The 14423-nt window shown below is 64.3% G+C and carries 11 protein-coding genes; 7 read left to right on the forward strand and 4 right to left on the reverse strand.

The window, feature by feature from the left end:
- The first annotated feature begins 1 nt into the window (after nt 1).
- From E4K64_RS24695 to E4K64_RS24715, 5 genes are all read left to right on the forward strand, one after another.
- Nucleotides 2-778: a TatD family hydrolase gene (locus E4K64_RS24695; RefSeq protein ID WP_135165826.1), complete on the forward strand. Its 777-nt coding sequence runs from the start codon at nt 2-4 to the stop codon at nt 776-778.
- 13 nt (nt 779-791) lie between these two features.
- Entirely contained in the window at nt 792-1589 is a 798-nt protein-coding gene (locus E4K64_RS24700) for an MBL fold metallo-hydrolase (RefSeq protein ID WP_135165827.1), read from the forward strand.
- A 179-nt stretch (nt 1590-1768) separates the two neighbouring features.
- The gene (locus tag E4K64_RS24705) at nt 1769-2350 is read left to right on the forward strand and encodes a TRAP transporter small permease (protein ID WP_135165828.1); all 582 of its coding nucleotides are present in this window, start codon (nt 1769-1771) and stop codon (nt 2348-2350) included.
- A 2-nt stretch (nt 2351-2352) separates the two neighbouring features.
- Entirely contained in the window at nt 2353-3666 is a 1314-nt protein-coding gene (locus tag E4K64_RS24710; RefSeq protein ID WP_135165829.1) for a TRAP transporter large permease, read from the forward strand.
- 32 nt (nt 3667-3698) lie between these two features.
- On the forward strand, nt 3699-4676 hold the full coding sequence (locus E4K64_RS24715; protein WP_135165830.1) for a TRAP transporter substrate-binding protein: 978 nt from the start codon (nt 3699-3701) through the stop codon (nt 4674-4676).
- A gap of 60 nt (nt 4677-4736) precedes the next feature.
- On the opposite strand, the gene E4K64_RS24720 is transcribed toward E4K64_RS24715, so the two are convergent.
- From E4K64_RS24720 to E4K64_RS24730, 3 genes are read right to left on the reverse strand one after another with little or no spacing between them, the layout of a single operon-like run.
- Nucleotides 4737-6386, reverse strand: a complete 1650-nt coding sequence (locus E4K64_RS24720; protein WP_167772235.1) for an acyl-CoA synthetase — start codon at nt 6384-6386, stop codon at nt 4737-4739.
- 26 nt (nt 6387-6412) lie between these two features.
- The gene (locus E4K64_RS24725) at nt 6413-8302 is read right to left on the reverse strand and encodes a TRAP transporter large permease (RefSeq protein ID WP_135165832.1); all 1890 of its coding nucleotides are present in this window, start codon (nt 8300-8302) and stop codon (nt 6413-6415) included.
- Nucleotides 8303-8319: 17 nt separating this feature from the next.
- The gene (locus E4K64_RS24730) at nt 8320-9351 is read right to left on the reverse strand and encodes a TRAP transporter substrate-binding protein (protein WP_135165833.1); all 1032 of its coding nucleotides are present in this window, start codon (nt 9349-9351) and stop codon (nt 8320-8322) included.
- A 480-nt stretch (nt 9352-9831) separates the two neighbouring features.
- Here E4K64_RS24730 and E4K64_RS24735 point away from each other — a divergent pair, with 480 nt between their 5' ends.
- Nucleotides 9832-11028 carry a M24 family metallopeptidase gene (locus E4K64_RS24735; RefSeq protein WP_135165834.1) on the forward strand — a complete coding sequence of 399 codons (1197 nt, stop codon included), beginning with the start codon at nt 9832-9834 and terminating at the stop codon, nt 11026-11028.
- A gap of 38 nt (nt 11029-11066) precedes the next feature.
- Here E4K64_RS24735 and E4K64_RS24740 read toward each other — a convergent pair whose 3' ends face one another.
- The gene (locus E4K64_RS24740; RefSeq protein ID WP_135165835.1) at nt 11067-11933 is read right to left on the reverse strand and encodes a ferritin-like domain-containing protein; all 867 of its coding nucleotides are present in this window, start codon (nt 11931-11933) and stop codon (nt 11067-11069) included.
- 257 nt (nt 11934-12190) lie between these two features.
- On the opposite strand from E4K64_RS24740, the gene E4K64_RS24745 reads away from it, so the two are divergent.
- On the forward strand, nt 12191-14413 hold the full coding sequence (locus E4K64_RS24745) for a NosR/NirI family protein (RefSeq protein WP_235884775.1): 2223 nt from the start codon (nt 12191-12193) through the stop codon (nt 14411-14413).
- Nucleotides 14414-14423 lie beyond the last annotated feature (10 nt).

The raw sequence follows: 14423 nt of genomic DNA on the forward strand, positions 1-14423 counted from the left end.
GATGCTGGTCGACAGCCACTGCCATCTGGATTTTCCCGACTTTGCGGAAGATCTCGACGGGATCGTGTCGCGGGCACGGGCGGCCGGGATCGGGCGCATGGTCACGATCTCGACTCGGGTTCGCAAGCTGCATCAGCTTCTTGCTATCGCCGAACGCTACGACGACGTCTATTGCTCCGTCGGCACCCATCCGCACCATGCGGATGAGGAGGACGGCATCGCGCCGGACGAGCTGGTTGCGTTGACGGAGCATCCCAAAGTCGTCGCGCTCGGCGAGGCCGGGCTCGACTATTTCTACGATAACGGCTCGCCGGAGGCGCAGGCGAGGGGCTTTCGTGCCCACATCGCCGCCGCCCGCGCCACCGGCCTGCCGCTGGTGATCCACACCCGCGAAGCCGACGAGGACTGCGCCCGCATCCTGGAAGACGAGGCGGCCAAGGGATCGTTCCGTGCCGTGCTGCATTGCTACACGGGCGGGCGCGAGCTGGCATTGAAGGCGGTGTCGCTCGGGCTCTATATCGGTTTCACGGGCATCCTGACTTTCAAGAAGTCGGAAGCCCTGCGCGCGCTCGCGGCCGAACTGCCGTCCGATCGTATCCTGGTCGAAACCGACTCGCCCTATCTTGCGCCGGGCAAGTTCCGCGGCAAACGCAACGAACCGGCCTATGTGGTGGAGGTCGCAAGAGTCCTGGCCGAGACGCGCGGGGTGTCGGTCGACGAGATCGCGCGCCAGACCAGCGAAAACTTCTTCCGCTTGTTCTCGAAGGTGAAGGCTTGAGACTGGGAGCCGCATGACGCTGACATTGACGATCCTGGGCTGCGGCTCCTCCGCCGGCGTGCCGCGCCCGGCGCTCGGCTGGGGCGCCTGCGATCCCGACAATCCCAAGAACCGCCGCCGCCGCTGCTCGCTGCTGGTCGAACGGAAATCCGAGCACGGCACCACGCGCATCCTGATCGACACTTCGCCGGACCTGCGCGAGCAATTGCTCTCGACCAATGTCGATCACATCGACGCGGTGTTCCTGACGCATGAGCACGCCGACCAGACCCACGGCATGGACGATCTGCGATCGGTCGTGATGCACATGCGCCGCCGCATCCCGACCTATTTCAACCAGTCGACCGCCAAGGACATCCTGTCGCGCTTCTCCTATTGCTTCATCTCGCCGGAGGGCAGCGACTATCCGCCGATCCTGACGCGGCATTCGATCGAGGCCGGCGAAAGCCAGACCATCCTGGGGAAGGGGGGCGCCGTGACGATGACGGCCTTTCTGGTCCAGCATGGCAACATTCCCGCGCTGGGCTATCGCATCGGAAATGCAGCGTACACACCCGACCTCAACGACATCCCGCGCGAGAGCTGGGATGCACTGAAAAATCTGGACCTCTGGATCGTCGACGGCCTGCGCTACACCAGCCATGTCAGCCATTTCAGCATCAACGACGCGCTGTCCTGGATCGAGCGGTTCAAGCCAAAGCGCGCCGTCATCACCAACATGACCGCCGACGTCGATTACGAGGTCATCCGGCAATCGCTGCCCGCGGGCGTCGTGCCCGCCTTTGACGGGCTGCGCCTGGAGACGCATTGAACCCGCGGTGGAAATTCCGCCGCCGGCAGGCATAGTCCTTGCTTGCGTCGGCTCCATCATGTTGATCTAACGTCTGAAAGACAGGGCGTTGGCCAAGGGCGATATTGAGGCAGGATCGGCGATGCGCGATATGCGATCGCCGGGCCCGCCGAAACGCCTCCGTGTGAGGATGGGATTGCGTGGCAGGGGACGACGTAACGGCTGGGGGACTGGTGCGGCGCGCGCTGGATCTTCTTTATCTCGGGGCAGGCTACGCCGCCGGCGTCTTCCTGGTTGCGATCTTTGCCATCATGATGGTCATGTCGGTCGGACGCCAATTTGCGATCAACATTCCGGCCGGCGATGATTTCGCGTCGTGGTGCATGGCCGCGATGGCTTTCCTCGGCCTTGCGCATACCTTCAAGCGCGGAGAGATGATCCGCGTCGGCCTGCTGCTGGAACGGTTGCACGGGCGAACCAAGCAGGCTGCTGAGATCGTGGCGCTCGGTATCGCCACCGCCTTCATTCTCTATTTCACCCGCTTTGCCGTGCAGATGACCTACGATTCCTGGCGCTTCAACGATATGGCGCAGGGCGTGGTCGCGCTTCCGCTCTGGATTCCCCAGCTCGGCTTCGCCGGCGGGCTTGCGATCCTGTCGATCGCGCTCATCGACGAAATGGTCAATGTCGTCGGCGGCGGCCGCCCAAGCTACGAGAAGGGCTCGCCGGACGAGACGCCGGACGAATTCATCGAGCGCATCTCGCAGGGCGGCGGAGGTTGACCATGGCCAATCTCGGCATGATCGAGCTGTCCTTCATCCTGCTCGGCGTCATGATCGTGCTGCTCGGAAGCGGCGTCTGGATCGCGGTCTCGCTCGGGCTCGTCGGCTTCGTGGCGATGGCGTTGACCACGAGCCTGCCGCTCGGCGCGGTGCTTGCGACCACCACCTGGAGCGCCAGCTCGTCGTGGACCTTGGCCGCGCTGCCGCTGTTCATCTGGATGGGGGAGATCCTCTTCCGCACCAAATTGTCGGAAGAGATGTTCCGGGGATTGTCGCCCTGGGTCCAATGGCTGCCCGGGCGCCTCACTCATGTCAACGTGATCGGCTGCGGCATCTTCGCGGCAGTGTCGGGCTCTTCGGCGGCGACCTGTGCGACGATCGGCAAGATCGCGCTGCCCGAGCTCGACAAGCGCGGCTACGACAAGGGCCTGAGCCTCGGATCGCTCGCAGGCTCGGGGACGCTCGGTCTCCTGATCCCGCCCTCGATCCCCATGGTGGTCTACGCGGTCACGGCCAATGTCTCCGTGCTGCAGGTGTTCCTCGGCGGCTTCCTGCCGGGCGTGCTGGTGATGGCGCTCTATTCCGGCTACATCATCATCTGGTCGCTGCTGAACCCGACCAAGATTCCACCGCGCGATCCGCCGATGCCGTTTCGCCGGAAGCTGCAGGAGTCCGCCAAGCTCGTACCGTGCCTGTTGCTGATCTTCGCGGTCTTCCTTTCGCTCGTGCTTGGCTTTGCGACCGCAACCGAATGCGCAGCCTGGGGTGTCACCGGCGCATTGCTGCTGGCCTGGTGGAGCGGCACGCTCACGCGGAAAAACTTCCTCGAGAGCATCATGAGCGCCACGCGCCTGACCTGCATGATCATGCTGATCCTGGCAGGCGCCGCCTACACCACGGCTGCGATGGCCTATACGGGCATTCCGGCGGCGCTCGCCACCTGGGTGCAGGGGCAGCAGCTCACACCGGGGATGCTCGCGCTTTATCTCAGCATCATGTACATCATCCTGGGATGCCTGATCGACGGCATCTCGATGATCGTCCTGACCGCGGTCATCGTGCTGCCCATGGTCAAGCAGGCCGGCCTCGATCTGGTCTGGTTCGGCGTCTATCTCATCATACATGTCGAGATGGCGCAGATCACCCCGCCGGTCGGCTTCAATCTGTTCGTGCTCCAGAACATGAGCGGCCGCGATACGTTCACCGTCGCACGGGCGGCCTTCCCGTTTTTCGTGCTGCTGCTCGCCTCCGTGTTCATCATCACGGAATATCCGCAAATCGTGATGTTCCTGCCCAAGCTCGCTTTTCCAGACTGACGAAGCCACAATTTGACCGGGAGGAGAAGTCAATGAAGTCTCGTTTCATCGGTGCGGGCCTGATGGCCTGCGCAATTCTGGCGGCAACGCCCGCCTTGGCCCAGACCAAATGGAATCTGCCGGCGGCCTATCCCGCCGACAATCCGCACTCCGAGAACCTCGTCGCCTTCGCCAAGGACGTCGAGGCCGCAACGTCGGGCAAGCTGCAGATCACCGTCCATCCCGGCGCCTCGCTGTTCAAGGCACCCGACATCAAGCGCGCGGTGGTCACCGGTCAGGCGCAGATGGGCGAAGTGCTGCTCTCGATCCACGAGAACGAGGATCCACTGTTCGGCATCGACGTCGTGCCGTTCCTGGCGACCAGCTTCCCGGACGCGATGAAGCTGTATCAGGCCTCCAAACCTGCGATCGTCAAGAAGCTCGATGCGCAGGGCCTCAAGCTGCTGTTTGTCGTGCCGTGGGCGCCGCAAGGCGTCTATGTCAACAAGCCGCTCGCGACGATCGAGGACATGAAGGGCCTGAAATGGCGCGCCTATAACGTCGGGACCGCGCGCATCGGCGAGCTGGTCGGCGCGCAGTCTGTCACGATCCAGGCTGCCGAACTGCCGCAGGCGCTGGCGACCGGCGTGGTCAATTCCTTCATGTCGTCGGGCGGCACGGGCTACGACGCGAAGGCCTGGGAGTCGCTGAAGTATTTCTACGACGTTCAAGCCTGGATTCCCAAGGACTACACCTTCGTCAACAAGGCCGCGTTCGACGCGCTCGACAAGCCGACCCAGGAGGCCATCCTCAATGCGGCGGCAACGGCCGAAACCCGCGGCTGGAAGGCCTGGCAGGACAAGAGCACCTGGTACCTCGACCAGCTGAAGGCAAAGGGCATGAATGTCGAGCCGCCGAGCCCGGCGTTGAAGGCCGGCTTCCAGAAGCTCGGCGAGCAGCTCACGGCCGACTGGCTCAAGAAGGCCGGCGCCGACGGTCAGGCGATCGTCGACGCCTACAAGAAGATGTGAGGATGAGGCCTTCCGCCCGCCGCCTTCAGGTGTGCGGGCGGAAGGTATTCCGCAATCAGCTCAGGCCGAGATCGCCTTCGCCGATCCGACCGCGTTGCGCAGCAGGAATTTCTGGATTTTGCCGGTCGAGGTCTTCGGGATCGGTCCGAACACGACGGCCTTCGGCGTCTTGAAGCCGCTCATGTGCGAGCGGCAGAAGGCGATGATGTCGGCTTCGCTGGCGCTGGCGCCGTCCTTCAGCTCGACGAAGGCGCAGGGCACTTCGCCCCATTTCGGATCGGGCTTTGCGACCACGGCGGCGAACAGCACGGCCGGGTGCTTGTAGAGAATGTCCTCGACCTCGACGGAGGAGATGTTCTCGCCGCCGGAGATGATGATGTCCTTGGAGCGATCCTTGATGATGACGTAGCCGTGCTCGTCGAGCACGCCGAGATCGCCGGTGTGAAACCAGCCGCCCTCGAACGCTTCCCTCGTCGCCTTCTCGTTCTTGAGATAGCCCTTCATCACGATGTTGCCGCGGAACATGACCTCGCCGATGGTCTCGCCGTCGCGCGGCACTTGCCTCATGGTCTGCGGATTGATGACGGTGACGCTCTCCTCGAGCGGGTAGGGCACGCCCTGCCGGCGCTTCATGCGCGCGCGCTCGGGCGCGGGGAGCTCGTCCCAGCCGGGCTGCTCGGCGCAGACGGAGGCGGGGCCGTAGACTTCGGTCAGGCCGTAGACATGAGTGAGCTTGATGCCGATGCTTTCGGCGCCTTCCAGCACGGCGACCGGCGGCGCGGCGCCGGCAATCAGGCCGACGACGCGGCGGGCCCCGCTGCCTTTGGGCGCATCGGGCGCGTTGATCAGCGTGTTGTAGACGATCGGCGCGCCGCACATATGGGTGACGCCGTGCGCCTTGATCAGCTCGAAGATCTTGCTCGGCTCGACCTTGCGCAGGCAGACATTGATGCCGGCGGCGGCCGCTAGGGTCCACGGGAAGCACCAGCCGTTGCAATGGAACATCGGCAGCGTCCAGAGATAGACCGGATGCTGGCCGAGACCACCGGCAAGGATGTTGCTGACGGCGTTCAGATAGGCGCCGCGATGATGGGTGACGACGCCCTTGGGATTGCCCGTCGTGCCCGAGGTGTAGCTCAGCGCGATCGCGTCCCATTCGTCGTTTGGCGTGATCGCGGCGAAGTTCGGATCGCCCGCGGCGACGGCCGCTTCATATTCGATCTCGCCGATGCGGCTGCCGCCTTTGAACGATGCATCGTCGACGTCGACCACGAGCGGCTTGGGGCCCGTCATCTGCGCCAGCGCGTCGGTGATGACACCCGAGAACTCGGGGTCGACCAGGATGATCTTCGCGCCGCCATGGTCGAGCTGAAACGCGATCGACGGCGCATCGAGACGGATGTTCAGCGCGTTGAGCACGGCGCCGGTCATGGGCACGGCGAAATGCGCCTCGTTCATCGCCGGGATGTTCGGCAGCATCGCAGCGACGGTGTCGCCGACGCCGATGCCCTTGCGCGCGAGCCAGGACGCAAACCGCCGGCAGCGCTCATAGGTCTCAGCCCACTTGAAGCTGCGGCCCTCATAGACCGTGCTGACATGATCGGGATAGACGGCGGCGCTGCGCGCGAGGAAGCTCAGCGGGCTCAGCGGCACGTAATTGGCGGGAGTCTTGTCGAGGCCGATATCGTACTGGTTCTGCCGCTCGCTCATCGACACCCTCCTTAAACCGCCGCGCCTCAAAGGAATCCGATCGAGATCCAGGGGAAGATCGCGACGATGATCAATCCCGCCAGCAGCGCCAGCAGATAGCCCCAGATCGGCCGGATACCCTCGGCCGGGTCGACGCGTCCGATGGCGCAGGCGGCATAATAGCCGACGCCGAAGGGCGGCGCGAATAGTCCGATGCCCATGGCGAGGATGATCACCATGGCGTAGTGCACCTCGTGCACGCCGACAGCCCGGGCGATCGGAAACAGCAGCGGTCCGAACAGCACGATCGCCGGAATGCCTTCCAGCACGCTGCCGAGGATGGTGAAGGCCAGGATCGAGACGGCGATGAAGGTCGCAGCTCCCCCGGGCAATCCGGTCATGGCCGCGGCCAGCGAGCGCGAGAACCCGGATTGGGTGAGGCCCCAGGCCATGCCGGTCGCCGTGCCGATGATCAGCAGGATCGCGCCCGACAGCGCCGCGGTCTCGACCAGCATCGGAAGCAGCCGCCGCCAGTCGAACCGGCGGTAGACGAGGAGGCCGACCAGGGCACCATAGACGATGCCGATGGTGGAGACCTCGGTCGCGGTCGCGATGCCCTCGACCACGGCATAGCGGATCACGAAGGGCAGTGCGAGCGCGGGCAGGGCGACGACGAAGGTCCTGCCGATCTCGCCACCCGTGGCGCGGCGGACGTGGCTCATGTCCTCGTGGCGGTAGCGCCACCACACCAGCATGCAGAGGGTGATGGCGAGCACGACGCCGGGCAGAAGGCCGCCGGTGAAGAGGGCGGCGATCGACACGCCGGTGACCGAGCCGATCGTGATCAGCACGAGGCTCGGCGGAATGGTCTCGGTCTGGGCGCCGGTCGCCGCCAGCAGCGCGACGAGGTCGCCGGGCTTGGCGCCGCGCTGCTTCATCTCCGGAAACAGCACGGGCGCGACGGCCGCCATGTCGGCGGCCTTGGCGCCTGATATGCCCGAGACCAGGTACATGGCGCCGACCAGTACATAGTGCAGGCCGCCCCTGATATGGCCGAGCAGGCTCGCCAGGAACGCCACCATGGCCCGCGCCATGCCGGTCATCTCGATCAGCAGCCCCAGGAAGACGAACAGCGGCACCGAGAGCAGGATGAGGTGACTCATGCCCTCGTCCATCCGCCCGACCAAGACCATCACGGGCGTGCGCGTGGTCAGCGCGAGATAGCCGAAGATCGCCAGGCCGAAGCCGAACGCAATGGGAACGCCGGCAAAGACGCAGAAGCCGGCGACGCCGACGAAGAAGATCACGAGGTTGAGATTGCCGAGCGGCCGCAGCGACGGCTCGGCGAGCCAGAACAGGCCGATCACGACGGCAACCGTGGCGACGGCCGCCGCGACCATCCGCCAATCGGCCGCGCGCAGCAGCCGCAGCAAGGCAAAGGCCGCCATCAGCCCGATGCCGGCCGGCAGCGCGGCGGCGCGCCACATATTGGAGATCTGGAGCGCCGGCGTCGTGATGTAGCTTTCTTCATAGGCGTAGTCGCAGGCGGGCCAGACGATCAGGAGCAGGAACGCCAGGGCCGCAGCGGTCGCGACCAGATCGAGATAGGCCCGCATGGCCGGCCGCGCGCTGGCGACGATTGCGGTCATGCGCATGTGCTCGGAGCGGCGGAACGCAACCGCCGCACCCAGCATGGCAAGCCACAGGAACAGGATTGAGGCGAGCTCGTCCGACCAGATCAGCGGCCGGTGCAGGCCGTAGCGCGCGACCACGCCGGCAAACAGGATCACGATCTCGGCGACGACCAGGATCGCGGCGGGGATTTCGACGACGAGACCGAGCAGGCGCTCGAGCGAAGCCAGCAACGATGGTCGGCGAGGGGGCTCAAATGCCGCCTCGCCCACCACTGCGATCATCTCGACCTCGACACGAGCCATGATGGCCCCAACGCGCGTTACGACAGCTTGCCGACGGCCTTTTCCAGGAGATCCCAGGCCTGATCGCCATACTTGCCCTTCCACTCGGCATAGAAGCCGGCGGACCGCAGCTTGTCGCGGAAGGGCGCCACCGCAGGCTGATTGAAGGTCAGGCCCTTGGTCGCGAGCTCCTGTTGCAGGTTGGCATTGAGCTTGGCGGTATCGGCGCGCTCGTTGACCGCGGCGGCGTTGATGTTCTTGGCGACGATGGTGCGCACGTCCTGCGGCAGCTTTTCCCAGGCTCTGCGGTTGGCCAGGAACCAGAAGCCGTCCCACATGTGGTTGGTCAGCGAGCAGTACTTCTGCACCTCGTAGAGCTTGGCGGTCGAAATGATCGCCAGCGGGTTCTCCTGGCCTTCGACGATCTTGGTTTGCAGCGCCGAATAGACCTCGCTGAAATTGATCGAGGCGGGCGCGGCGTCGAACGCCTTGAACATCGAGGTCCACAGCGGCGACACCGGCACGCGGATCTTGAAGCCCTTGAGGTCGTCAGGACCGGTGATCGGCTTGGTCGACGACGTGGTCTGGCGGAAGCCGTTGTCCCAGATCTTGTCCATGACCTCGAGGCCGGCCTTCTTGATCTCGCCGCGAACGAAGCCGCCGAGATCGCCGTCCATGGCCTTCCAGACCGTGTCGTAGTCCGGGAACGCGAAGCCGATGCCGTTGATGGACGCGGCCGGCACCAGGGTGGACAGAATCAGGCCCGACAACGTGAAGAACTCGACGCCGCCGGAGCGGATCTGGCTCAGCATGTCGGTATCCGAGCCGAGCTGGTTGTTCGGGAAGATCTGGAGGTCGAACTTGCCGTTGGTCTCGCTCTTGATCGCCGCGGCCATCTCCTTGGCGCGGACGTTCAGCGGATGGGTGTCGGGCAGGTTATTGGCGTATTTGTAGGTGAACTCGGCGCTCTGGGCGCGGGCCACATGGGGCGCACTGAGGCCGCCCAGGACCGCAGTCGCGGCGGAGGCCTTGAGAAGCGTGCGTCGGGAAAAGCGCGTCGAAAAGACCATGGGTCTGCTTCCTCGGAAGGTTTGTTGTTGTTCTGAGACGCAAACCTATACGGACGGAAGGCCAGAAGGTCATCTGCGATCTCGCGAGGTCCTGCTTATTGCAGCCGGCCATGGTCACGGCAATATCAGCCTTCGCAGAGATCGAGCCGATTCAAAATCTGAAAAACAACCCCATGCACAGTAGCCGCCGAGGACCGGGACCAGGCTTCGAGACCCGGACCGAAAGCCGGCGGCAGTGAAGGCGAAATGGCAGGAGTTTCGTGTAAATAATTGATCTGATTGTACATAAAGATATTCCATAATATACCTTATGCGAATTACGGATTGGGCGTGAGGTGGATCGACCGGCCGGCTGCTTGAGCCATTAGGAACCCTCCTTCCAGCCCACATCTGGAGCCAACCGACCATCCGGCGGTTAACTCGGAGGTCGCGGACAGGAATCCAAGAAAGATCAGATCAGCGGCGACCCGGAGGTCCGTCATGCAGGAAACTGTTGCTCGTGCCGCCTCGCGCGCCATTCCGTTCGATACCGCCAAGCTTGACCGTCTCATGGAGGCGGCTGGCCTCGACGTCCTGATCGCGACTTCCAAGCACAACGTGCAATACTTGCTGGGGGCCGAACGGGCGATCTTCTTCGACTACATGGATGCCTTGGGCGTCAGCCGCTATCTGCCGGTGCTGGTCTATGCCAAGGGCGCTCCGGAGAAGTCGATCTATGTCGGGCACCGGCTGGAAACCCACCAGCGCACCGTCGCGCCGCCTTGGGTACCGCTGGTCCGGACCGAATCGAATGGCTCAACGGACGCCGTCCAGCGCGCCGCAGAGCTAATGCGTCAGGCGGGCGTGCCCTCGAAGCGGGTCGGGGTCGAGATGCCGTTCATGCCGATGGATGCAGGAAAGGTGCTGGCCGACGCCCTGCCCGGCGCCGAGCTCAAGGACGCGGTGTTGGTGCTGGAGCGGCTGCGAGCAGTCAAATCGGCGGAGGAATTGGCGAAGTTGAAGACGGCGTCCGAGCTCGTCATTGCATCCATGTTGGCAGTGATCCGTGGTCACGGTCGGGGTACGACCAAACAGCAATTGTCGGATGCGTTGCGCCTTGCGGAAGCCAACCGCGGCCTGACCTTCGAGTATTGCCTGCTTGCATGCGGCAGCAGCCATAATCGGGCCCCGTCATCGCAGCGCTGGGAGCACGGCGAGGTGTTGTCGCTGGATTCCGGTGGCAATTATCGCGGCTATATCGGCGACGTCGCGCGCATGGCGGTTCTGGGCGAGCCGGATGCCGAGTTGAAGGACTATCTGGCCGAGATCGAGGCGGTCCAGCGAGCCGCCTTTGCTGCGGTCAGACCGGGCGCGATGGGCGGCGACATCTATGTTGCGGCCGAACGCCAGCTTGGGCAGATCACCCAACGCGACTGCACGGATTTCCTCGCCCACGGCATGGGCCTCGTCAGCCACGAGGCCCCTCGCCTGACCGCAACGGGTCCGGTTCCCTATGACGACAGCGACGCCCGCCGCCCTCTCGAAGCCGGCATGGTGATCTCAATCGAGACCACGATGAAGCATCTAAAGCGCGGCTTCATCAAGCTCGAGGATACGGTTGCCGTGACGGATAGCGGCTACCAGATTTTCGGCGAAGGTGGACGCGGATGGAATCTGGGCCGGAACGCCGCCGCCTAAACGGCGCAGCTAAACCCGCCGTGAGCGGCGGGCTGCCGCTAATCCATCGCAAGGGATCGCAGCCAGGCCAGTCTTGAGATCGCGCGCTCGGCAAGCTGCTGCAGGCTTTCGAGATGGGCCGCGTCGTTCGACCGCTCGGCGGCATCGAGGTAGCCGTCGACGAGCGCTTCGGCGATCTCCAATGGGCCTTTGCGTTCCATGGACGCCGGAAAGCCCCCGACACCCGCGGCGGCGTCGACCATCTCGACCGTCTGTTGGCGGAGGTCCCGGATCCGGACCGCCGCCGGCCCGCTCAGGCGTTGTTCCATATCGCCGAGTTGCGCAACCAGGCGACGTTCGAGCCGCGGCGCGTCGATTTGAGGCAACGCCGTCTCGACATTGCTCCGTTCGTGCTCGCGATGATAAGCGCGCCGCCGCTCCTTCCGCAGCGTGGCAACATGGCCGAGTTCCTCCTTGGCCATCGCCTCGGACGCCTTCTTGACCTCGGGGTCATGCGAGTAGGCCGCCAGATAGGACCAGAAGGCGAAGGCGCGCTCCTCGTTGCGGACTGCGATGGCGAGCGCGCGGTACGGCGTCATCAAGCGTGATGTCTTCACCTCGGCGGCAGCGTCCGCGGCGAGCGCTTCCGGCGCCTCCCAGCGCACCATGGCGGGATCCGGGCGTTTGCCGCGGCGCGATTGCGACCACTGCGTCACACTGTCCACGTGCTCGCGCTCGGCGGCGGCGAGATGTGTGAACACCACTGCCAGATCATCCTTGCCCTGCCCGCGCATGTCTTCGGCAAGAGAATCGTACTTGTCGGCGGCCTCCTGCTCCATTGCATGCGCTAGCGCAAAGAGCTCGTCGAGAGACTCCAATACACCAGCAGGCTCAGCGCTGAGCAATGAAGTGCGCAAAAGCGGCATGGCGAGGGTTCCCGATGCAAACGGATGATTTGGTTCCACGAGGACACAAATACAAATATCTTGGTTCGGCTTGACAGAGGTCGACGTGCGCGATGAGTGTGGCACGTCAGCGGCGACAAATCATCGAAGAAGAATCACAAGGCATGCGCGGTCCGGGTGGCCGCGCAGATGGCATTTGAATCGACATGTCGAAGCGACCGGGTAACGAGATCGCCTTCGCGAATCTTGCAGCGTTAGCGCTCGCCGGCTTGCTGCTGATGTGTCTGACATATATTTCGCCTGTCTACGCCGCCGGTGATTTGCCGACATATCTGCCGAAGCTTGCGCCTGCGGACTTTTTCCCGGGAGCGGATCGCTTCGGTCCCCCGCAAGGCGATCCGCCGATCGTGCCGGTGTACCGCGGCGACCAGCTGCAGGGGTTTGTCTTCCTCAACTCCGATTTCGCGAACTCTGTCGGCTATTCTGGCAAGCCCATTCACCTGCTGGCCGGGATCGACCCGAAGGGTGTCATCACCGGCATCAAGCTGGTCGATCACAAGGAGCCGATCGTGCTGGTCGGCATTCCGGAAGCGCGCATCGTCGCGGCCGTGAATGGTCTGATCGGCAAGGACATGAAGCCTGTCGCAAGTGGGGCCGAGAGACCGCCGCAGGTCGATATCGTGAGCGGCGCAACCGTCACCGTGCTGGTGATGGGCGACAGTATCGTCCGCGCGGCGTCCAAGCTCATCCGAAGCGGTCGCGTTGGCGGCGGCGACGCCGCTGCGGCTTCGGCAGCCTTGCCCCCCGTCATCAAGACGCTCGATCTCGAACAGAGCGAAGTCCGCGACTGGGAGAGTCTCGTCGGCGACGGATCGATACGCCGGCTTCATCTCAGCATCGGCGACATCAACGACGCCTTTGCAAAGTCCGGCAGCGCGGCGGCGGCCCAGTACCCCGAACCAGGTGAGGCCAGCAACACCTTCATCGACCTCTATGTCGCGCTCGTGAGTGCGCCCACAATCGGCCGCAGCCTGCTCGGCGAAGACGGCTATCGACGGTTGAAGGACGGCCTGAAGCCCGGTCAGCAGGCGATCATCGTCGCAGGCAACGGTCCCTACTCTTTCAAGGGTTCGGCCTATGTCCGCGGCGGCATCTTCGACCGCATCGAGATCCTGCAGGAAGGCAACAGCACCCGCTTCCGCGATCGCAACCATACACGCCTTGGTGCAGTGGACGCGATCGGCGCGCCCGAGTTCAGGGAAATCGGCCTGTTCGTCACCCCTCCCGAGTTCACCCTCGATCCGACGCAGCCGTGGCAGGTTCAGCTGCTGGTGCAGCGGAGCCTCGGCGGCCGCGACAAGGCATTCCTGACTTTCGACCTCGGCTACGCCCTGCCCGACAGCTACATACGTCGCGAGCAGCGCGCGGTGACGGTGCCGGAGAGTGCGGCGCCTCCGGCCTCGCAAGCAGGCGCTGCGGCCGCACCGGCCACGGAGGCAGACGAGCCGCTCTGGATGCGGATCTGGCGGTCGAGCACGGTCTCGATCGGCATCACTGCATTCATGCTGGCCGCCCTCACCGGCATCTTCTTCTTCCAGAACCTGCTGGTGGCCCGCCCGGTGTTGTACACATGGGTGCGACGAGGCTATCTCGCCGTCGTTCTGGTCTGGCTTGGCTGGTACGCCAACGCGCAGCTCTCCGTCGTCAACGTCGTCACCTTCATCAATGCGCTGGTGACCGGCTTCCGCTGGGAGTTCTTCCTCGCCGCTCCCCTAATCTTCATTCTGTGGGCCGCTACCGCCGGCGGGCTTCTGTTCTGGGGCCGCGGTCCGTTCTGCGGCTGGCTGTGTCCCTTTGGCGCGCTCCAGGAGCTCACCAACACGGCCGCCAAATGGCTGAAGGTGCCCCAGATCACGGTGCCGTGGGGACTGCACGAGCGGCTGTGGCCGATCAAGTACATCATCTTCCTCGGGCTGTTCGGCCTGTCGCTCTACTCCGTTGAGATGGCCGAGCGCTTTGCCGAGGTCGAACCGTTCAAGACGGCGATCATCCTGAAGTTTTCGCGCAGCTGGCCGTTCGTCGCCTACGCCGTCGCCCTTCTCGTCATCGGCCTCTTCATCGAGCGCTTCTTCTGTCGCTATCTGTGCCCGCTCGGCGCGGCGCTTGCCATTCCCGGCCGCCTGAGGACGTTCGAATGGCTGCGGCGCTGGGAAGAATGCGGATCTCCCTGCCAACGCTGCGCCAAGGAATGCCCGGTGCAGTCGATCCATCCCGAGGGGCACATCAACGTCAATGAGTGCATCTACTGCATGCACTGCCAGGAGCTCTATTACGACGACCACCGCTGCCCGCACATGATCCAGGTGCGGCTGAAGCGCGAGAAGTTCGCGGCCATGTCCTCGCCCTCGATGCGCTCGAGCGGCAAGGGTCCCGCGACCGTCATCACCGCCGGCGGCAGACCTGTCGGTGCGTCGGCAGTCATCTCTCCACCACCCAACTGAACCGAAAGCC

Origin of the sequence: Bradyrhizobium frederickii (genome assembly GCF_004570865.1) — a bacterium.
GTDB classification, from domain to species: Bacteria; Pseudomonadota; Alphaproteobacteria; order Rhizobiales; family Xanthobacteraceae; genus Bradyrhizobium; species Bradyrhizobium frederickii.